This window comes from Lolliginicoccus lacisalsi, from assembly GCF_014841105.1.
GTDB lineage: Bacteria > Actinomycetota > Actinomycetes > Mycobacteriales > Mycobacteriaceae > Lolliginicoccus > Lolliginicoccus lacisalsi.
Genome location: NZ_JACYWE010000006.1, coordinates 66,507 through 86,572 on the forward strand (window position 1 = coordinate 66,507; position 20,066 = coordinate 86,572).

The following is a 20,066-nucleotide window of genomic DNA, read 5'->3' on the forward strand; positions in this document are numbered from 1 at the left end:
GGTGCGTTTGGCGCACCGAGCACCCGCACCGAGCACCCGCACCGAGCGCCCGCGCCGACGCCAAGCACGAACGAGGGCCCCGGACAGGGTGTGCCCGGGGCCCTCGTGGTTGCTTCGCGCGTCAGCGCATCGGCATGGTGGTTGTCTTCACCGGTGCGGGGAGCGCGGTGCTGCCCTCGAGGTACTGGTCGACCGCGGCAGCGCAGGCGCGGCCCTCGGCGATCGCCCAGACGATGAGGGACTGGCCACGACCCATGTCCCCAGCAACGAACACGCCAGGAACGGTGGAGCCCCAGTTGGCGTCGCGCGCGACGTTGCCACGATCGGTGTACTCGACGCCGAGCTTGTCGAGCAGGTCGTTCTTCTCGGGGCCGACGAAGCCCATCGCGAGGAAAACGAGATCCGCCTCGAGCTCGAAGTCGCTGTCCTCGACCTTCTGGAACCGGCCGTCGACCATCTTCACCTCGTGCGCGCGCAGGCCCGTGAGCTTGCCGTCCTTGCCGAGGAATTCCTCGGTGTTGACGGAGTAGACGCGCTCGCCGCCTTCCTCGTGCGCGGAGGACACCCGGTAGATCATCGGGTACGTCGGCCACGGGTTGGCGTCGGGACGCTCCTCCGGGGGCCGCGGCATGATCTCGAACTGGTGCACGACCTCGGCGCCCTGGCGGAGCGAGGTGCCGAGGCAGTCCGCGCCGGTATCGCCGCCACCGATGATGACGACCTTCTTGCCCTTGGCGGAGATGGTGGGCTCATCGATATCACCAAACTGCACCCGGTTGGAGATGGGGAGGTACTCCATCGCCTGGTAGATGCCCTCGTACTCGCGCCCGGGGATGGGGAGGTCGCGCCACATGGTGGCGCCACCGGCGAGCACGACCGCGTCGAAGTCGCTGTGCAGCTGCTCGATGGGCAGGTCCACGCCGACGTTGACCCCGGTGCGGAAGATGGTGCCTTCGGACTCCATCTGGGCGATGCGCCGATCGATGTGGCGCTTCTCCATCTTGAACTCGGGAATGCCGTAGCGCAGCAGGCCACCGATGCGGTCAGCGCGCTCGTACACCGTCACCGCGTGCCCGGCGCGGGTGAGCTGCTGCGCCGCGGCGAGGCCGGCGGGCCCGGAGCCGACCACTGCCACGTACTTGCCGGTGGTGTGGCGCGGGTGCACTGGCTCGACCCAGCCCTGCTCGAAGGCGTGGTCGATGATCTCGACCTCGACCTGCTTGATGGTGACAGGTGGCTCGTTGATGCCGAGCACGCAGGCGGCCTCGCAGGGCGCGGGGCACAGGCGCCCGGTGAACTCCGGGAAGTTGTTGGTGGCGTGGAGGCGGTCGATCGCTTCCCTCCACCGGTCCTTGTACACGAGGTCGTTCCACTCGGGGATGATGTTCCCGAGCGGGCAGCCCTCGTGGCAGAAGGGGATGCCACAGTCCATGCAGCGGCCGGCCTGCGTCTGCAGGAGGTTCTTGTCGAATGGCTCGTATACCTCGTGCCAGTCCAGCAGGCGAAGCGCGACTGGCCGCCGGACGGGGAGTTCCCGGCCGTGCTTGAGGAAGCCTCTTGGATCACCCACGAGCGGCCTCCATGATTGCTTCGTTCACGTCATGTCCCATCCTCTTGGCGGTCTCGATTGCCTGAAGGACCTTCTTGTAGTCGCGTGGCATCACCTTCACGAAGTGGGTGACCTCCTGCGACCAGTTCTTCAGGATTCCCTCGGCAACCGTGGAGCCGGTGTATTCGTGGTGCCGCTCGATGGAGTCGTACAGCCACTTGACGTCATCGGCATCGAGATCCTCGACATCGACCATCTCCGGGTTAACGTCGTCCTCGAACAACTTCTCGGGGTTGTAGACGTAGGCAACACCGCCGGACATTCCTGCTCCGAAGTTGCGCCCGGTCTTGCCGAGGATCACGGCATGGCCGCCGGTCATGTACTCGCAGGCATGATCGCCGACGCCCTCGACGACGGCGGTGGCGCCGGAGTTGCGGACGCAGAAGCGCTCGCCCACGATGCCACGGAGGTACACCTCGCCCTTGGTGGCGCCGTAGAGGATGACGTTGCCGCCGATGATGTTCTGCTCGGCAACAAAGTCGGAGGGAGCCTGCGCACTGGGCCGCACGATGATCTTTCCACCGGAAAGGCCCTTGCCGATGTAATCGTTGGAGTCACCGTTGAGCTTGAGCGTGATGCCCTTGGGCACGAAGGCGCCGAAGCTGTTGCCGGCCGAGCCGGTGAGGGTGATCGAGATGGTGTCATCGGGCAGGCCCTCGCCGCCGTACCGCTTGGTGACCTCGTGGCCGAGCATGGTGCCGACGGTGCGGTTGACGTTGGTGATCTTGGTGTCGATCGTGACCGGGGTGCCATCCTTGAGCGCGGCCTTGGCCTGCTCGATCAGGGTGTTGTCGAGCGCCTTGTCGAGGCCATGATCCTGGATCTGCGTCTGGTGCAGGGCCTGGCCCTCGAAGAACGACTCTGCCTGGACGAGGATCGGGCTGAGATCGAGCTTGTTGGCCTTCCAGTGATCGATCGCCTGGGTGAGGTCGAGCATCTGGACCTGGCCGACGGCCTCGTCGATGCTGCGGAACCCGAGCGCGGCGAGGTACTCGCGAACTTCCTCGGCGACGTAGCGGAAGAAGTTCTCGACGAACTCGGCCTTGCCCACGAACTTCTTGCGCAGGGCTGGGTTCTGGGTGGCGATGCCTACCGGGCAGGTGTCGAGGTGGCAGACGCGCATCATGATGCAGCCGGACACGACGAGCGGCGCGGTGGCGAAGCCATACTCCTCGGCACCGAGGAGGGTGGCGATGATGACGTCGCGGCCGGTCTTCATCTGGCCGTCGACCTGGACGACGATGCGGTCGCGCAGGCCGTTCATGATGAGGGTCTGCTGCGTCTCGGCGAGGCCGAGCTCCCACGGGGCCCCGGCATGCTTGAGGGAGGTCAGCGGCGAAGCGCCGGTGCCACCGTCATGGCCGGAGATGAGCACGACGTCCGCGTGGGCCTTGGAGACGCCGGCGGCGATGGTGCCGACACCGATCTCCGAGACGAGCTTGACGTGGATGCGCGCGCCCGGGTTGGCGTTCTTCAGATCGTGGATGAGCTGCGCGAGATCCTCGATCGAGTAGATGTCGTGGTGCGGGGGCGGCGAGATCAGACCGACGCCCGGGGTGGAGTGACGCACCTCGGCGACCCAGGGGTACACCTTGTGGCCGGGCAGCTGCCCGCCCTCGCCAGGCTTGGCGCCCTGGGCCATCTTGATCTGGATGTCGGAGCAGTTGGTCAGGTAGTGCGAGGTCACGCCGAAGCGGCCCGAGGCGACCTGCTTGATCGCCGAGCGGCGCCAGTCACCGTTCTCGTCCGGGGTGAAGCGGCTGACGTCCTCGCCACCCTCGCCGGAGTTGGAACGGCCGCCGAGACGGTTCATGGCGATGGCCAGGGTCTCGTGGGCCTCGGCGGAGATGGAGCCGTAGCTCATCGCGCCGGTGGAGAAGCGCTTGACGATGTCCTCGACTGACTCGACCTCGTCGAGCGGGACCGGCTCGCGGACGCCCTCGCGCAGCTTGAACAGGCCGCGCAGGGAGGCGAGCCGCGCGGACTGATCGTCAACGAGGCTGGTGTACTCCTTGAAGACCTTGTACTGGCCCGTGCGGGTGGCGTGCTGGAGCTTGAACACCGTGTCTGGGTTGAACAGGTGGTACTCGCCCTCGCGCCGCCACTGGTACTCGCCGCCGATCTCGAGCTCGCGGTGCGCGCGCTCCTCGGGGCGGTCGAGGTAGGCCATGGCGTGGCGACGGCTGACGCTCTCGGCGATCTCGTCGAGACCGATTCCCTCGATGGCACAGGTAGTGCCGGTGAAGTACTCGTCGAGAAGCTCCTGCGACATGCCGATGCAGTCGAACAGCTGCGCGCCGGTGTAGGACGACAGCGTGGAGATGCCCATCTTGGACATCACCTTGAGCACGCCCTTGCCGGCGGCCTTCATGTAGTTCTTCACCGCGGTGTCGAAGTCGAGGCCGTTGAGCTGGCGGCGCTCGACGAGGTCCTCGATGGTCTCGAAGGCCATGTAGGGGTTGATCGCCGCGGCGCCATAGCCGATGAGCAGCGCCATGTGGTGGACCTCGCGGGCGTCACCGGTCTCGACGATCAGGCCGATCTTGGTGCGGGTCTTCTCGCGGACGAGGTGGTGGTGGATCGCCGAGGTCATCAGCAGCGCCGGGATGGGCGCGTAGTACTCGTTGGAGTTGCGGTCCGACAGCACGATGATGCGCGCGCCGCCCTCGATGGCGTCGGATGCCTGGCGACGCATCTCCGCGAGCGCCTTGCGCAGGCCCTCGCCGCCCTCGGAGACCTTGAACAGGCCGGAGATCACCACGGAGCGGAACTCGGGCAGGGTGCCGTCGTCGTTGGCGTGGATGAGCTGGGCTAGGTCATCGTTGTCGAGGATCGGCTGCGGCAGCAGGATGTGCCGGCAGGATGCCGCGGTGGGGTTGAGTAGGTCGCCCTCGGGGCCGATGGTCCCGCCGAGGCTGGTGACGAGCTCCTCGCGGATCGCGTCGAGCGGCGGGTTGGTGACCTGCGCGAACAACTGCTGGAAGTAGTCGTAGATCAACCGTGGTCGCGCCGAGAGCACAGCGATGGGGGTGTCGGTGCCCATGGAGCCGATCGCTTCCGCGCCGGTGCGCGCCATCGGCGAGAGGAGGATGTTCACTTCCTCCTGGGTGTAGCCGAAGACCCGCTGGCGCAGCAGCACCCGCTTGTGCGGCATGTGCACGTGCACCCGCTTGGGGAGCTTGTCGAGCGGCAGGAGGCCCTTGTCGAGCCATTCCTGGTAGGGCTGCTGGGCGGCGAGCTCGGACTTGATCTCGTCATCGCTGACGATGCGGCCCTCGCTGGTGTCGACGAGGAACATGCGGCCTGGCTGCAGGCGCATGCGCTTGACCACCTTGGAGGGGTCGATGTCGAGCACGCCGACCTCGGAGGCCATGACGGCGAGGCCGTCATCGGTGACCCAGATCCGGGAGGGGCGCAGGCCGTTGCGGTCGAGCACGGCGCCCACGAGGGTGCCGTCGGTGAAGCACACCGACGCCGGGCCGTCCCATGGCTCCATGAGCGAGGAGTGGTACCGGTAGAACGCGCGGCGCGCGGGATCCATGGTCTCGTGATGCTCCCACGCCTCGGGGATCATCATGAGCACGGCGTGCGGAAGCTCGCGCCCGCCGAGGTGCAGCAGCTCGAGGACCTCGTCGAAGCGGGCCGTATCGGAGGCTCCGCGCGTGGCGACGGGGAAGATCTTCTCGAGCGCGCCCTCGCCGAAGATGTCGGTCTTGATGAGGGCCTCGCGGGCACGCATCCAGTTCTCGTTGCCGTTGACGGTGTTGATCTCACCGTTGTGGGCGACGAGCCGGAAGGGATGCGCGAGCGGCCACGAGGGGAACGTGTTCGTGGAGAAGCGGGAGTGCACGATTCCGAGCGCGCTCTCGACGCGATCGTCCTGCAGGTCGAGGTAGAGCTCCTTGAGCTGCGGGGTGGTGAGCATGCCCTTGTAGACGATGGTGCGCGGGGACAGGCTCGGGAAGTACACCGTCTCCTGGCCGGGGCCGTCCTCGCCGGGCCCCTCCTGGCCCAGCTCGTGCTCGGCGCGCTTGCGCAGCACGTAGACACGGCGCTCGAGGTCGAGGCCCATGAGCGAAGCGTCGGGGGAGCTGATGAAGGGCTGCCAGAAGCTCGGCATCGCATCGCGCGCCATGCGGCCGAGGCCGGAGGCATCGACGGGGACCTCGCGCCATCCCAGCACCTTCAGGCCCTCGCTGGTCGCGAGCTTCTCGAACGCGGTCCGCGCTTTCTTCGCGGCCCATGCGCCCTGCGGGAAGAAGCCGACGCCGGTGGCGTAGGCGCCTTCCTCGGGCAGCTCGAACTCAACGACCTCGCGGTAGAAGCGGTCGGGAACCTGGATGAGGATGCCCGCTCCATCGCCACTGTTGGGCTCGGAGCCAGCGGCACCGCGATGCTCGAGGTTGAGCAGGGCAGTGATCGCCTTGTCGACAATGTCGCGGCTGCGCCGACCGTGCATGTCGACGACGAACGCCACGCCACACGAGTCGCGCTCATGAGCGGGGTTATAGAGGCCGTTCCGGCCGGGCATCTGCTTCATAGGCCGCTTTCGCGGCTGGGATGACGGTCAATGTCTCGCGGTGCAGGATCCGGTAGGACCAGGTACCCGAGTGGGACGGACGCTCACGCTACGGCGATTGTGGACCGAAGGCGTCAGGTGGCGATGATCCGCAGCCTGTGCTTGCGCGCTCGTCCGTCGAACTGTTTGCTCCGTTGCGCTCAGCTCAAGCCCCCACGATAAGGCAGGAGGCCATGGTCAGGGCAAGTTAGGATAGCTTAATTACTCGCCTGACCAGTGCATATTCGGATCTTGATCGGTAATGCTATGAGATGCGGCACAGCCCGATCTGCATCGTTTGCCTGTGGCACCTCACCGTTGTCCAGTATGCCGCAATAAGGGAGCGGGGCACCAGCCAACCCAAGCATCCACCGGACCGGCGGCATATCAGCAAGGACCAGAAATAGGTGTTGGCCGCAGCGATCATGATCAGCTGCGGCCAACGATGTGGGCGAGGGGGGACTTGAACCCCCACGTCCTTTCGGACACTGGCACCTGAAGCCAGCGCGTCTGCCTATTCCGCCACTCGCCCGAGCGACCGGAACACAGTAGCACGATTCAACACCAAAGGATAAACAGCAGATCACGATAGGGATCCCGCGTGTCACGGCTCGGCCAAGACCTGCGTTCGGCGCCCCGCCATGGTGCTCGTTGCACCTACGATGGCATCAGCACCAGTCCATGTCGGCGGGCGCCCTCCCGCGCCGTCCGCCATGCCCCGCCGGGATCTCGCGCGCCCGGCGCCCCGCCCTTGCCGCGCCAACGCCTCGAGAGGAGATACGACGTGGGCATGCTCGACCGCTTCGAACGTCGGCTCGAGGAAGCCGTGGGCGATGCCTTCGCCCGGCTCTTCCGCAGCGCGGTCGTGCCGCAGGAGATCCAGGCTGCGCTGCGCCGGGCAGCAGAGGATGGAGTCACCGAGCTCGAGGGCGGCTACCTCCTCGCCCCGAACAGCTTCACCGTCACCATCGGCGCCTCGGACCATGAGCGGCTCATCGCGGACCGCGAGCTCACCGAGCGCGTCTTCGCCCGCCACCTCGGCGAGTACATCACCGAGCAGGGCTGGCAGACGTGCGCTGGCGTCCGGGTCCGGTTCAGCCCCTCCGAGGAGATGCACACCGGACAGTTCCGGGCAGCGGGCCATACCGACCCCGATATCGACTCGCCCGAGGCACACGGCTCGGTGTGGCCAATGCCAGCAGCAGAACCTACCCACGATGAGCAGGAACCAGGAGGGGAATCGATGTCACCCCAGAGCGACGTCATGCGCGGCCTCGGCCGCAATCTGTTCGGCACGCGGCGTGGCCGCCCGCACAAGGACACGGGCGTTCCCTCGTCCTATCGGCGCTCTTCCGACCAGGCCGCGAGCGACATGTATCCGTCACCGGGGAACGAGGCAACCGGCTTCGACGACTCGAGCTACGACGACTCGAGCTACGACGACTCGAGCTATGACGACGCGGACTTCGCCGAGGAGACCTACTTCGACCAGACCGCGATCGCCCAGCCGCCGCGCTCCCGGGCAGCCTATTCGCACCGGACGCTCACCGCGGTGCTCGAGCTCTCTGATGGCAGCGGGCGCAGCCTCACCCTGCGCCCTGGCGCGACCGTGATCGGCCGCGGCCAGGAAGCGCAGTTCCGCGTGCCCGACACCGGGGTCTCGCGGCGGCACGCGGAGATCCGCTGGGATGGCCAGCTCGCCCTCGTCTCGGACCTGCGCTCGACGAACGGCACCACGGTCAACGGATCGCCCAGCACGGTGTGGCAGCTCGCCGATGGGGATGTGATCCGGGTGGGCCATTCCGAGATGATCGTGCGATTCGGGTGAGCCACGCCCGAGCGGGAGCCAGGTACCGTGTACGGCGAGCGCCCGGCCCCGGATACCACCCATCCGCGCCCCCGGTCGCCGGTAGAGTGTGCCGCATCGGATCACCATGCGGGGACCGCGACGCTAAAAGAGGAGGTGCGCGCTGATGCAGGGTCTCATCCTGCAGCTGACCCGGGCCGGCTTCCTGCTCCTTCTGGTGCTGTTCGTCCTTGCCGTCCTGCGGGTGCTGCGCACCGACATCTATGCGGAGTCGGGCCTGCGCGCGCCACGCCGCGAGCGCGCCGGGGCACGATCGCTCGGCATGCTGGGCCTCGGCCGGACCGCTCGTACCCTCGTGGTGACGCAGGGGGCGCTCGCGGGCACGCGCATCGCGCTGGACACCTCGCCGATCCTCATCGGTCGCGCGGATGATTCCACCCTGGTGCTCACCGATGACTATGCCTCCAACCGCCATGCGCGAATATCACCGCGCGGGGGCGACTGGTATCTCGAGGATCTCGGATCGACCAACGGGACTTTCCTGGACCGGGAGAAGGTCACCACTGCCGTGCGCGTGCCGCTCAGGACGCCCGTCCGCGTGGGCAAGACCGTAATCGAGTTGAGACCGTGACACTCGTCCTGAGATACGCCGCGCGCAGTGACCGCGGGCTGGTGCGCACCAACAACGAGGACTCGGTCTACGCGGGCGCACGGTTGCTCGCGCTCGCCGACGGGATGGGCGGGCACGCGGCCGGCGAGATCGCCTCCCAGCTCGTGATATCCACCCTCGCGCACCTTGATGACGACGAGCCCGGTGGAAACCTGCTCGGAAAGCTCGAGGAAGCCACCTACGCGGGCAACCGGATCATCGGCGAGCAAGTGGAGGAGGAGCCCGCGCTCGAGGGCATGGGCACCACGCTCACGGCCATCCTGTTCGGCGGCTCGAAGCTTGGCCTCGTCCATGTCGGCGCCTCGCGCGCCTACTTGATGCGCGACGGCACGCTGACGCAGATCACCCGCGACGATACCTATGTGCAATCCCTCGTCGATGCCGGCAAGATCAGCGCCGAGGACGCCCACAACCATCCCCAGCGCTCGCTGATCATGCGGGCCCTGACCGGCAACGACGTGGAACTGACCCTCACCGTGCGCGAGGTCCGCGTGGGTGACCGGTACCTGCTGTGCTCCGATGGCCTTTCCGACGTGGTGAGCGCTGAGACGATCGCCAGCACGCTCAGCGAGGGCGACCACGACAAGGCGGCCGACAGACTGATCGAGCTAGCGCTGCGCAGCGGCGGCCCCGACAATGTCACCGTAATCGTCGCCGACGTCCTCGACATCGACTTCGGACAGAGCCGTCCCATCCTCGCTGGCGCGGTCTCGGGGAAGGTCGAGGACACTCCCCTGCCCAATACCTCCGCGGGGCGCGCCGCCGCGATGCGACCACCGCGGGTGGAACCGAGCCGCCCCGTTTCCACCGCTAGCACTGCGTCGGATGCCTCGGCCCGCCGTCCACGCCGGCACTGGACCCTCATCGCCATCGCAGTGATCCTCGTGCTCCTTGTCGGCAGCGCGCTCGTCGCCCGGACGGTGATCCGATCGAACTACTACGTGGGCGAATCCGACGGGCAGATCGCGATCCTGCGGGGCCTCACCGGCTCGTTCCTCGGGGTGCCGCTGCAATCCGCGGATAGCATCGGGTGCGTGGGAGCCGATGGCAGCGTGACGACCGTCGACGTCGGCACCACGTCCGACGAGGCGGGGTGCACGATCCTCGCGGTCCAGGACCTCGTTCCCTCCGCCCGCGAGCAGGTCCGGCTCGGGCTTCCCGTCGGGTCGCTCAACGAGGCCGAGGACCAGCTCGTGCAGTTGCTCACCAACGAGCTCCTGCCGGTGTGCGAGCCACTTCCGCCCGAGGCATCCGATGAGGAACCGGAGGAGGCGAGCACCCCCGCGCTGCGGCAGCTGCAGATCCCCGGATCGACATGCCGGACCGGTCCCTCATGAGCGTGCGCTACCCAGCTCCAGCCCCTGGCATCCCCCCGGAGGAAGCCTCCTCCCGGCTTGGCCGCGCGGCGCGCAATGCCGAGCTGGGCCTGCTGCTCCTCGCGGTCTCGATCGTCGCCGTCGCGCTCGTGCTGGTGCAGGCCTCCATGGAGCAGGCCCTGACCTCGGACTTCGTGCAATACGGCATCGCGTTCCTCGTGCTGGTCACGATCGCGCACCTCGCTGCCCGGATGTTCGTGCCCTTCGCTGACCCCGTGATCCTGCCGATCGTTGCGCTGCTCAACGGCCTGGGCCTCGTCATCATCCATCGGCTCGATCTCGCGGACGAGGAGCTCGCGCGCACTGCTGGGCGGGCGATTCCCGCCCCGGACGCGGCCAAGCAGATCCTGTGGACCACCGTGAGCATCGTGGTGTTCATCACCGTCCTGTTCCTCCTGCGCGATCACCGCCGGCTCGCCCGATACTCCTACACCGTCGGCCTCGCCGGACTGGTCTTCCTCGCGATCCCGGCATTCCTTCCCGCCAGCGTCTCCGAGGTCAATGGCGCGAAGATCTGGATCCGGCTGCCCTTCATCAGCATCCAGCCCGCTGAGTTCTCCAAGATCCTGATCATCGTCTTCATCTGCGGATTGCTGGTGGCCAAGCGCGAGCTCTTCACCTCCGCGGGCAAGCATGTGCTGGGCATGGACTTCCCCCGCATGCGCGACCTTGCACCCGTCCTCGCCGCGGCAGGGATCGCGCTCGCCATCCTGGTGTTCCAGACCGATCTCGGCATGTCGCTGCTGCTCTACTCGACCGTGCTCGTCCTGATGTATGTGGCGACGGCGAGGGTCGGCTGGATAGTCATCGGTGCGTCGATCTTCTTGGTCGGAGCCACCGCCGCTTACTTCCTGTTCGGGCATGTCCGCATCCGTGTCAGCACGTGGCTGGACCCCTTCGACGATTACTACGGCACCGGGTACCAGATCTCGAACTCGCTGTTCGGCCTCGCCACGGGCGGCATCGGGGGCACGGGGCTCGGCAGCGGCAGGCCCAATGATGTGCCGTTCGCCAAGACCGACTTCATCACCGCCGCTATCGGCGAGGAGCTGGGACTGTTCGGGCTGGCCATCGTTCTCCTGCTGTACCTGATCATCGTCGTCCGTGGCGTGCGGACCGCGCTGGCAGTGCGCGATAGCTTCGGCAAGCTCCTTGCCGCCGGGCTGTCATTCATCCTGACGATCCAGGTGTTCGTCGTGATCGGCGGCGTCACCAAGCTCATCCCCCTGACCGGCCTGACCACCCCGTTCCTGTCCTACGGCGGCTCGTCGCTGCTCGCGAACTACATCCTCGTGGCGATCCTGCTGCTGATCTCCCACGAGGCCCGGTCACCCCATGATCCGAGTCCACGACGGACCCCGCCACCACCGATCTCGGATGCCCCGACCGCGATGGTGAGGCGCCCATGAACACACCGCTGCGACGCGTCGCGATCGCCATGATGACGATGATGGTCATCCTCATCGGAAGCTCGGCGTACGTGCAGGTCATCCGGGCTAGCGAGTTGCGCTCGAACCCGCTGAACACCCGGGTGCTCCTCGACGAGTTCTCCCGCCACCGTGGCCAGATCTCCGCAGCGGGGCAGGTCCTGGCCTCGTCGGTGCCGACCGATACGCGCTTCCGCTACCAGCGCACGTACCCGGTCGACCCCGCCTACCCCAGCAGTGCCGAGGCGTACGCGCCCATCACCGGGTTCTATTCGCTCAATCACAGCACCACTGGGCTCGAGAACACCGAGGACGACATCCTCAATGGCTCGGACGACCGCTTCTTCGCCCGTCGCCTGGTGGACATGGTCACCGGCCGCGACCCGCGCGGCGGCAACGTCGTCACGACGATCGATCCGTACGTCCAGCAGGTCGCCTACAACGAGCTCGCCCGTCGCGGATACACCGGCTCCGTGGTTGCGATCGAGCCTGGCACCGGAGAGATACTGGCCATGGCCAGCACGCCGTCGTACGACCCCAATCGCATCGCTGATCACGATCCGGCCGCGAGCAACGCCGCCTGGGACGAGCTCTCCCGCGACCCGGACCAGCCGATGCTCAACCGTGCTACCCAGAACACCTACCCGCCGGGCTCGACGTTCAAGGTCATCACTACCGCAGCGGCCCTCGCCAGCGGCGTCACACAGGGCGACACGTTCACGGCGGCGCCCCAGTACACGCTGCCAGGCACCAGTACCACGCTGCAGAACTACGGCGGTTCACGCTGCGGAAGCGGGGAGACCACCACCCTGCTCAACGCCTTCCGGCTGTCCTGCAACACGGCCTTCGTCGAGATGGGCATCGAGACCGGTGCCGATGCGCTCCGGGAGACCGCGCTCGCGTTCGGCATCGACGGCGAGCAGGAGAACATCCCTCTCCCCGTCGCCGCGTCCACCGTTGGCGAGATCGCCGACGACGCGGCGCTCGGCCAGAGCAGCATCGGCCAGCGCGACGTGGCCCTCACGCCATTGCAGAACGCGGTCATCGCCGCGACCATCGCCAACGGTGGCACGCGCATGGAGCCGCAGCTCATCCATCAGTTGCAGGGCCCGAACCTGTCGGTGCTGTCGTCGAGCGAGCCGGAGGCCGCCGAGCAGGCGATCCCCTCGAGCGTCGCACGGACCCTCACCGATCTCATGATCGCCTCCGAGCAGTCCACCAGTGGTGGCGGAGGCGTGCAGATCGCCTCGAAGACCGGCACAGCCGAGCATGGCGCGGACCCCTCCAACACCGCCCCGCACACCTGGTACATCGCGTTCGCCCCCGCCCAGGCGCCCCGTGTTGCCGTAGCGGTGATCGTGGAGGAAGGTGGGGATGGATCGCTCTCGGCCACGGGTGGCTCGGTAGCGGCCCCCATCGGCCGCGCCGTCATCCAGGCCGCGCTGCAGGGGGGATAGCCGTGGTCTTGCATAATGGCAGCATCATCGCCGACCGCTTCCGCTTGCAGCGATTCATCGCGAGCGGCGGCATGGGCGAGGACTGGGAGGCGCGCGATACCCGCCTCGATCGCCGCGTGGGCGTGAAGATCCTCAAGCCGGAACTGTCCTCGAGCGACGAGTTCCTCTCCCGGTTCCGCACGGAGGCACGCACGACCGCGCAGTTGCATCATCCGAGCATCGCGAGCATCTTCGACTACGGCGAGTCCACCGACGACGCCACCGGCGCGCCACTGGCCTACCTCGTGATGGAGTTCGTCAACGGGGAACCCTTGAACAAGGTGCTCTCCCGCATGGGCAGCATCCCCCTGCCGCTCGCCCTCGACATGCTCGAGCAGACGGGCCGCGCTCTGCAGGTGGCCCACGATGCGGGCCTCGTCCACCGCGACGTCAAGCCCGGAAACATCCTGATCACGCCCGACGGCCAGGTCAAGATCACCGACTTCGGCATCGCCAAGGCAGTCGATGCCGCGCCGATCACCCGCACCGGGCATGTCATGGGCACCGCCCAGTACATCTCGCCGGAGCAAGCTTCCGGGCAGCCCGCCACCGCCGCCAGCGACGTGTACTCGCTCGGCATCGTCGGCTACGAGGCGCTCACCGGCACGCGTCCGTTCACCGGCGAGGGCGCCCTCACCGTGGCGATGAAGCACATCCACGAGACTCCCCCGCCGCTGCCCACCGACATCCCGCCCGAGGCCCGCACCGTGATCGAGGCAGCGCTCTCGAAGGATCCCCGGGCCCGCTACCAGGACGGTGGATCGTTCGCGAAAGCGATCGCTGCGGCGCGCGCGGGCAACGCGCCCGATGACCCACGGCGCGCGATCACCGGCGACCTGCCTGTTGCCGCGGCCGCCGCGCACCGCCAGGTGGACGCGACACGGATCATGGCCGCGCCGCGCACTGGCCGCCATGGTGTCGCGGGCAGCGCGACAGGGGCTGCGGCCCACCAGCCGGCGTACTACCAGCAGCCTCGTGACGACGGCATGTCCAACAGCCAGAAGGCCCTCGCCTGGGGCGCTGCCGCGATGTTCGTGCTGGTCGGCATCACCGCCGCGATCATGATGATCAGCGACATGCTCGATAGCCGCGTGCCGCCACCGGCCCCGGTGCCGCCCACGCTCGTCGAGCCAGAGCCCACCGCGCCAGTGACCACCGAGCCGCCAGCCACTGAGGAGACGACCGAGCCTCCGGCCACCACCGAGGAAACGACCACCGAGCCGGAGACCAGCGAACCGAGCGAGACCACGGAACCGCCGGACACCGATACCGATACGGCACCTAGCGAACCGACTGGAGATCCAGCGCCATGATCGCTCCGCAGGAGTTGTCTGGCCGGTACGTGCTCGGCGAGACGATCGGCTTCGGTGGCATGTCCGAGGTGCATCGCGCGCGCGACCTCCGGCTCCAGCGCGATGTCGCGATCAAGGTCCTCCGCCAGGACCTCGCCCGCGACCCCACCTTCTACCTGCGTTTCCGTCGCGAGGCACACAACGCCGCAGCGCTGAACAATCCCACCATCGTGGCGGTGTATGACACCGGCATCGCCGAGACCGACACCGGCCCGCTGCCCTACATCGTCATGGAGTACGTCGAGGGCGAGACCCTGCGGGACATCCTCCACAACGAGGGACCCTTTCCCGCCGAGCGGGCGATGGCGATCACCGCGGACGTGTGCACCGCGCTCGAGTTCAGCCACGCCAGCGGCATCATCCATCGCGATGTGAAGCCCGCCAATATCATGGTGACCGGCGATGGCGCGGTCAAGGTGATGGATTTTGGCATCTCCCGCACCATCGCCGATACGACGAACTCGGTCACCCAGACGGCGACCGTCATCGGTACCGCGCAGTACTTGTCACCCGAGCAGGCACAGGGCCACAAGGTGGATGAGCGCTCCGATGTGTACTCCCTCGGCTGCGTGTTCTACGAGATCCTGACCGGGCAACCCCCGTTCACCGGCGATAGCCCCGTTGCTGTCGCCTACCAGCAGGTGAAGGAGGATCCGATCCCGCCGTCGCGGATTGAGCCAACGGTGCCGCGGGTGCTGGACTCGATCGTGCTCAAGGCGATGAGCAAGAATCCCGCGAACCGCTACCAAACCGCTGTGGAGATGCGCGAGGACATCGTCGCGGCGCTCGGCGGGCAGAAGCCGAGCGCGCCGACCATCCTCACCGATGACGAGCTGACGACCATCATTGGCGCGCCGGAGCAGCGGCATGACGACGATGAGCCCGTTTCGTACCGGCGCCGCCGCCGGCCCCTGCGGTGGATCGCCGTTCTCGTGCTGCTGCTCATGCTGGGCTCGGCGGCGCTCATCGCCCCGCTGCCCGACCGGGAACCGGTCACCGAGCTGGTCACCGTGCCGTCAGTGGTCAGCCAGTCCTCGGCGGAGGCGCAGCGACAGTTGCGCGAGCTTGGCTTCGACATCTACATCGAGCCCCGATCCGATCCGGCGGTGCCGGAGGGTGATGTGATCGGCACCTCCCCCGAATCGGGCGAGCGGGTCGATCCGGGCAGCACAGTCGCGCTCTATGTGTCGAGCGGGCCGGGCCGGGTCTCCGTGCCCGACCTCTCGGGCCGCACCGTCGAGGAGGCCGGCGGCCTGCTCGACGAGGCAGGCCTGGAACTGGCCTCCACCGTGGAGGAGGCACCCTCCACGCTCGAGGAGCGCGACCTGATCGTGCGGCAGAACCCGTCCTCGGGCGTGAGCGTCACTGTGGGCACGACCGTGCAGGTGGCGGTGGGAACGGGGCCGGCGCTGATCCGTATTCCCGATGTGACCGGACAGGAGATCACGGTCGCGGAGGCGAACCTTCGTGCCTCGGGGTTCGACGTTCGCAGCGAGGAGGTCGATTCCACGGAACCGGTGAACACGGTGGTCGGGCAGACGCCATCGGGCGGCACGCAGGCCACCGCGGGGACCGTGATCGCGCTGCGGGCATCCAATGGCACGCGCATGGTGATGCCGAACCTGGTCGGGCTGCGGCCGGCCGACGCGCTGCAGACGCTGCGCTCGCTCGGCTGGTCCGGCAGCGGCCTGGGCGAGTCCCGGCAGCCCACGCTCAACCCCGCCGAGGTGGGGCGCATCATCTCGCAGCAGCTTCCCGCCGGCACCGAGATCGGGCGGCAGGATGCTATCGCGGTGGATGTCGGCGAGCTCGGCATCCCTCGCTAGCGAGGCTCGAGCGCGACGCCCAGCGCTGCGGACATCTCGTCCTCCAGGCGACTGATGACGGACTCGTCGGGGCGCTGCCCGCACATCTCCAGCCAGTTGGCGAGCATGCGGTGGCCCCCCTGCGTGAGCACTGACTCGGGATGGAACTGCACGCCATGGATCGGCAGCTCCCGGTGCTGCATCGCCATGATGATGCCGCTGTCGGTGTGGCCGGTCGCCTCGAGCACGGTGGGCATGCTGCTCGGACGCACGGACAACGAGTGGTAGCGCGTGGCCGTGAACGGATCGGGCAGGCCGGCGAGCACGCCGCGGGAATCGTGGCGCACCAGCGACGTCTTGCCATGCAGCAGCTCCGGGGCGCGTTCCACGATCCCACCGAAGGCGGCCCCGATGGCCTGGTGCCCGAGGCACACGCCGAGCAGCGGCGTGCCTTCCGCGGCGGCGACCTCGACGAACGGAATGGTGGCGCCGGCGCGCTGCGGCGTGCCTGGTCCCGGGCTCAGCAGGATCCCGTCATAGTCGCGGGCATGCTCGCGCAAGAGCTCGCGGCTGCCGAAGCGGGGGTCGTCGTTGCGCCAGACATCCGCTTCCGCCCCGAGCTGCCCGAGGTACTGGACAAGATTGAAGACGAAGCTGTCATAGTTGTCGACGACCAGGATCCGCATGGATCCAGGTTAGCCGCTGGTGATCAGCCCAGTGGTGTCGCGTGCCTGAGCCTGGGCGCGTCATCCGCCGCCACCACGGCGATATCCTCGTGCTCGACCACCTCGTAGCCCAGGCCATAGCGTGCTGCGTACTGCTGGTAGAGGCGGACGCCGGGGGCTTCATCGAGCTCGTTGACCAGGTCGTCCGGAGGACCTATCGCGGTGATCACGTAGGGCGGGCTGTAGGCGCGGCCATGCAGCAGCAACGTGTTGCCGATGCACCGTGGCGCGCTGAGGGTGGTGATGCGCTGGTCCTGCACCTGGATCGCCCGGGCACCCCCTGCCCACAGCGCGTTGAGGACGCTCTGCAGGTCCTGCTGGTGCACGACGAGATCGTCCGGGGCTGCTCCGCTCGGATAGTTGCCCTGCTGGTCGCGGGCGGCGTCGGTGAGGGTCACGGTCACTCCCTCGCCCTCGGCCCGGCCCAAGTCGCTCGCTTCGGTGAGCCCGGCGATCGACTCGAGGGTCGTGGCGACGCGGGCGTCCGTGGATCCGATCGTGGCCTGGCGGAGGGCGATCTCGGCGGCGATGTCCGCCGCGCGCTTTCCGGATTCGGCGTTGCTGCGCTCGGCCTCGCGCACGAGGGTCGACAATCGCGACGGGCCGCTCCCCGGTGCCTTCTCGCCCAGGGAGGACTGATGCGTTGTGGCGAGCATGAGTCCAGCGAGCAGGCAGACGAGGGGGACGCTCCATCGCCACGGAGCACTCTGCTGGAGGTCTCGGGTGCGGGTGCCGCGCATGGTGTCCCTACTGGTGCTGGATCGGCTGCCGGGTGATCGCCTGTTCGATAGTGCTTGCGCCGGTAGGCCTAGGTTAGCGTGTAGGGGAAGCACGCGGCAGCGGCCGCGGAGGAGCTATGGGCCGGTCGAACGCGGATCGGGCGACGCAATCGAGAGGCGAGGTTGGAATGCCGAAGTCACGTGTTCGCAAGAAGGACCGGAGCGCCGCTTCCCCAGCGGCAGCGCCGTCGGGCTCGGTCAGCCGTACCCCGGTGAAGGTGAAGGGCCCCTCGAGCAACTGGTATGTCGTCGTGATGCTGGGGTTCATGCTGGCTGGCCTGGTATGGCTGGTGGTGTATTACCTGGCTGGGCCACAGATCGCATGGCTCGACGGGTTGGGGGCCTGGAACTTCCTGATTGGCTTCGGGCTGTGGATCGTCGGCCTGTTGATGACCCTGCGCTGGCGATGAACGAATCGCGGCAAGCGAGCTCGATTCGCAGTGCGCCAAATCACACACGTATCATTTTCCCCACCTGTGGATAAGTCATGTGGATAACGTGCCTGGTCATCGCCACGACAACGTGATCGCCCGGTGGTCCGCCGCGCCAGGCACCGTCATCGCGCTCGCGGCGGGCACCGTGGTGCTCGTGCTCGCCGCGTTCCTTGGCCGGCAGGACCCGATCGCCGTCCTTCTCGCGTGCGTGGCCGCGCTCGTGCTGCTCGGCATTGCCGCGTGGCTGGCGCGGTCCGCGATCTGGCTCGCCGAGGACGAGGGACACCACCAGCTGCACGTCCGTGGCCTGCTTGGCACGGCACGCACGCTACGGGCCGAGGACGTCGTCGCGGTCGGCGTGCAGCCACGACACCGCTCGCGGAGCTCCTGGGTGCTCGTGCTCGAGCTCCGCCAGCCCGAGGACAAGCTGGTGCTCCGGGGCAGGTGGGAGCTCGATGAGGATCCCCGGCGCGTTGCCGAGCAGCTCTGGAGCCACGGCTTCCCGAGCTGACCAGTCCCCCGCAACCCGGGCAGCGGTCCCTTCCGCCAGGACCTAGCTCAGGCGCCCAGGATGATCGAGCGCAGCTCCACGACGCGGATCAGCGTGGCCACCACGAGCGTGGCAGCGAGCGCCGCGAGCGCGATGATGCCCGCCCGCCGGCCCGCCGCTGTCCCCCCCTTAGGTCGAGAGAGCAGCATCGGCACATAGAGCAGCATGGCCGCTGCTGCCGCGCCAGCGACGAGCCCGCCGAGATGGCCCCACAGCGAGATCCCCGGGATGGTGACGCTGATGACCACATTGATGCCGATGATCACGAATATGCCCGTCGCGTTCTGGCGCAGCCGCACCAGGATCACCGCGATCGCGCCGAACAAGCCATAGACGGCACCCGAGGCGCCAACCGTGGCGGCCAGCGCGTTCTCGAACCACATCGCCGCCACGGAGCCACCGAGCAGGGACACCGCGTACACAGCGAGGTACCGGCCCCGACCGAGCACGGCCTCCACCTCGCGGCCCACGATGTAGAGGACGAACATGTTCACCAGCAGGTGCAGCGGACCGTAGTGCAGGAAGCCCGATCCGATCAGGCGCTCGTACTCCCCGGCCGCGACGTAGAGCGGGACCAGGGCCCACGACTCGAACAGGGCCGAGTCGCGAAAGTTCGAGACCAAGCTCGCCGACTGCGCCGCGGTGAGCAGGTACAGCAGCGTGTTGAGCGCGATCAGCGACAGCGTGGCCACCGGCCGGCCACCTGTCGAGTCGAGCGGCGCCCCGGCGACATTGCGGGCCTGCCGGATGGTGCGCGCGCCGTCCGATACGCAGGAGGCGCACTGGTAGCCCACTGCCGCCTCGCGAAGGCACGCGGGGCAGTAAGGCCGCCCGCACCGGTTGCAGCGCAAGCCCGTCGGCCGGTCCGGGTGGCGGGTGCACCCCGGCAACGAGGGCTGCTCGGGGGGCACCCCGCCAGGATGGGACATGCGGGCGCGGCCTACTGCTCGTCGATGGTGACGCTGGAGATCACCACATCGTCGACAGGACGGTCGGAGCGATCGGTGCGCGTGTTGGCGATGGAATCGACGACCGCGCGGCTATCGGCGTCCACGACCTCTCCGAAGATGGTGTGGCGCATGTTGAGATGCGGCGTGCGGGTCACCGTGATGAAGAACTGCGAGCCGTTCGTGCCGGGCCCGGCATTGGCCATGGCAAGCAGGTAGGGGCGATCGAAGCTGAGCTCGGGGTGGAACTCGTCGCCGAACTGGTAGCCGGGCCCGCCGCGGCCCGTGCCGGTGGGGTCGCCGCCCTGGATCATGAAGCCATCGATGATGCGGTGGAAGATCGAGCCGTCGTAGAACGGGCCGTCGGAGCCCCCGGACGCGTTCGCGCGGGAGTAGTCCGCGGACCCGGTCGCCAGGCCGACGAAGTTCGCGACCGTCTTAGGGGCGTGGTTTCCAAAGAGGGAGATCTTGATATCGCCGTGGTTGGTATGGAGCGTGGCAACGGCGGTCTGCTGGGGTGAGTTCACGCTC

General features: G+C 67.8%; 15 protein-coding genes and 1 tRNA gene. 9 read left to right on the top strand and 7 right to left on the bottom strand.

What is annotated here, in order from left to right:
- Nucleotides 1–121: 121 nt before the first annotated feature.
- The 3 genes from HT102_RS10855 to HT102_RS10865 form a co-directional block, all read right to left on the bottom strand.
- Nucleotides 122–1,570: a glutamate synthase subunit beta gene (locus HT102_RS10855; RefSeq protein WP_192039456.1), complete on the bottom strand. Its 1,449-nt coding sequence runs from the start codon at nucleotides 1,568–1,570 to the stop codon at nucleotides 122–124.
- Nucleotides 1,563–6,149: a glutamate synthase large subunit gene (gene gltB, locus HT102_RS10860; RefSeq protein WP_192039457.1), complete on the bottom strand. Its 4,587-nt coding sequence runs from the start codon at nucleotides 6,147–6,149 to the stop codon at nucleotides 1,563–1,565. The genes HT102_RS10855 and gltB overlap by 8 nt, the downstream gene beginning before the upstream one ends.
- A gap of 466 nt (nucleotides 6,150–6,615) precedes the next feature.
- Nucleotides 6,616–6,699: transfer RNA gene (locus tag HT102_RS10865), tRNA-Leu, on the bottom strand.
- Between the two features lie 252 nt (nucleotides 6,700–6,951).
- Here HT102_RS10865 and HT102_RS10870 point away from each other — a divergent pair.
- The 7 genes from HT102_RS10870 to pknB all read left to right on the top strand — a co-directional run bounded on the left by HT102_RS10870 (nucleotide 6,952) and on the right by pknB (nucleotide 16,121).
- Nucleotides 6,952–7,995 (top strand): DUF3662 and FHA domain-containing protein, encoded by a 1,044-nt coding sequence (locus HT102_RS10870; RefSeq protein WP_192039458.1) that lies wholly within the window; start codon nucleotides 6,952–6,954, stop codon nucleotides 7,993–7,995.
- A gap of 145 nt (nucleotides 7,996–8,140) precedes the next feature.
- Nucleotides 8,141–8,605, top strand: a complete 465-nt coding sequence (locus tag HT102_RS10875) for an FHA domain-containing protein FhaB/FipA (protein WP_192039459.1) — start codon at nucleotides 8,141–8,143, stop codon at nucleotides 8,603–8,605.
- Nucleotides 8,602–9,981: a PP2C family protein-serine/threonine phosphatase gene (locus HT102_RS10880; RefSeq protein ID WP_192039460.1), complete on the top strand. Its 1,380-nt coding sequence runs from the start codon at nucleotides 8,602–8,604 to the stop codon at nucleotides 9,979–9,981. The genes HT102_RS10875 and HT102_RS10880 overlap by 4 nt, the downstream gene beginning before the upstream one ends.
- Nucleotides 9,960–11,429, top strand: coding sequence for an FtsW/RodA/SpoVE family cell cycle protein (locus tag HT102_RS10885; RefSeq protein ID WP_225443544.1), 1,470 nt, complete (start codon nucleotides 9,960–9,962; stop codon nucleotides 11,427–11,429). Before HT102_RS10880 ends, HT102_RS10885 begins: the two co-directional genes overlap by 22 nt.
- Nucleotides 11,426–12,904 (top strand): peptidoglycan D,D-transpeptidase FtsI family protein, encoded by a 1,479-nt coding sequence (locus tag HT102_RS10890; protein ID WP_192039461.1) that lies wholly within the window; start codon nucleotides 11,426–11,428, stop codon nucleotides 12,902–12,904. The genes HT102_RS10885 and HT102_RS10890 overlap by 4 nt, the downstream gene beginning before the upstream one ends.
- Before the next feature lie 2 nt (nucleotides 12,905–12,906).
- On the top strand, nucleotides 12,907–14,256 hold the full coding sequence (locus tag HT102_RS10895) for a protein kinase domain-containing protein (protein ID WP_192039462.1): 1,350 nt from the start codon (nucleotides 12,907–12,909) through the stop codon (nucleotides 14,254–14,256).
- Nucleotides 14,253–16,121, top strand: coding sequence for a Stk1 family PASTA domain-containing Ser/Thr kinase (gene pknB, locus HT102_RS10900; RefSeq protein WP_192039463.1), 1,869 nt, complete (start codon nucleotides 14,253–14,255; stop codon nucleotides 16,119–16,121). Before HT102_RS10895 ends, pknB begins: the two co-directional genes overlap by 4 nt.
- Here pknB and HT102_RS10905 read toward each other — a convergent pair.
- Together HT102_RS10905 and HT102_RS10910 are read right to left on the bottom strand one after the other, a co-directional pair.
- Entirely contained in the window at nucleotides 16,118–16,786 is a 669-nt protein-coding gene (locus tag HT102_RS10905) for an aminodeoxychorismate/anthranilate synthase component II (protein ID WP_192039464.1), read from the bottom strand. The genes pknB and HT102_RS10905 overlap by 4 nt on opposite strands.
- A 23-nt stretch (nucleotides 16,787–16,809) precedes the next feature.
- A complete protein-coding gene (locus tag HT102_RS10910; RefSeq protein WP_225443545.1) occupies nucleotides 16,810–17,481 on the bottom strand; it encodes a DUF881 domain-containing protein in 672 nt (223 codons plus the stop codon).
- Nucleotides 17,482–17,732: 251 nt separating this feature from the next.
- Between HT102_RS10910 and crgA the strand changes: the two genes are divergently transcribed.
- A complete protein-coding gene (gene crgA, locus HT102_RS10915; protein ID WP_192039466.1) occupies nucleotides 17,733–18,014 on the top strand; it encodes a cell division protein CrgA in 282 nt (93 codons plus the stop codon).
- 79 nt (nucleotides 18,015–18,093) lie between these two features.
- Nucleotides 18,094–18,549 (top strand): PH domain-containing protein, encoded by a 456-nt coding sequence (locus HT102_RS16325; protein ID WP_192039467.1) that lies wholly within the window; start codon nucleotides 18,094–18,096, stop codon nucleotides 18,547–18,549.
- Between the two features lie 47 nt (nucleotides 18,550–18,596).
- Here HT102_RS16325 and HT102_RS10925 read toward each other — a convergent pair whose 3' ends face one another.
- Nucleotides 18,597–19,517 (bottom strand): rhomboid family intramembrane serine protease, encoded by a 921-nt coding sequence (locus tag HT102_RS10925; RefSeq protein WP_192039468.1) that lies wholly within the window; start codon nucleotides 19,515–19,517, stop codon nucleotides 18,597–18,599.
- A gap of 11 nt (nucleotides 19,518–19,528) precedes the next feature.
- Nucleotides 19,529–20,062, bottom strand: coding sequence for a peptidylprolyl isomerase (locus HT102_RS10930; RefSeq protein ID WP_333473392.1), 534 nt, complete (start codon nucleotides 20,060–20,062; stop codon nucleotides 19,529–19,531).
- Nucleotides 20,063–20,066: the final 4 nt, after the last annotated feature.

Coding starts and splice junctions, on each gene's coding strand:
- HT102_RS10905 (WP_192039464.1), bottom strand. CDS start 16,786: ATGCGGATCCTGGTCGTCGACAACTATGACAGCTTCGTCTTCAATCTT.
- pknB (WP_192039463.1), top strand. CDS start 14,253: ATGATCGCTCCGCAGGAGTTGTCTGGCCGGTACGTGCTCGGCGAGACG.
- crgA (WP_192039466.1), top strand. CDS start 17,733: ATGCCGAAGTCACGTGTTCGCAAGAAGGACCGGAGCGCCGCTTCCCCA.
- HT102_RS10925 (WP_192039468.1), bottom strand. CDS start 19,517: ATGTCCCATCCTGGCGGGGTGCCCCCCGAGCAGCCCTCGTTGCCGGGG.
- HT102_RS10875 (WP_192039459.1), top strand. CDS start 8,141: ATGCAGGGTCTCATCCTGCAGCTGACCCGGGCCGGCTTCCTGCTCCTT.
- HT102_RS10890 (WP_192039461.1), top strand. CDS start 11,426: ATGAACACACCGCTGCGACGCGTCGCGATCGCCATGATGACGATGATG.
- HT102_RS10885 (WP_225443544.1), top strand. CDS start 9,960: ATGCCGGACCGGTCCCTCATGAGCGTGCGCTACCCAGCTCCAGCCCCT.
- HT102_RS10910 (WP_225443545.1), bottom strand. CDS start 17,481: ATGCTCGCCACAACGCATCAGTCCTCCCTGGGCGAGAAGGCACCGGGG.
- gltB (WP_192039457.1), bottom strand. CDS start 6,149: ATGAAGCAGATGCCCGGCCGGAACGGCCTCTATAACCCCGCTCATGAG.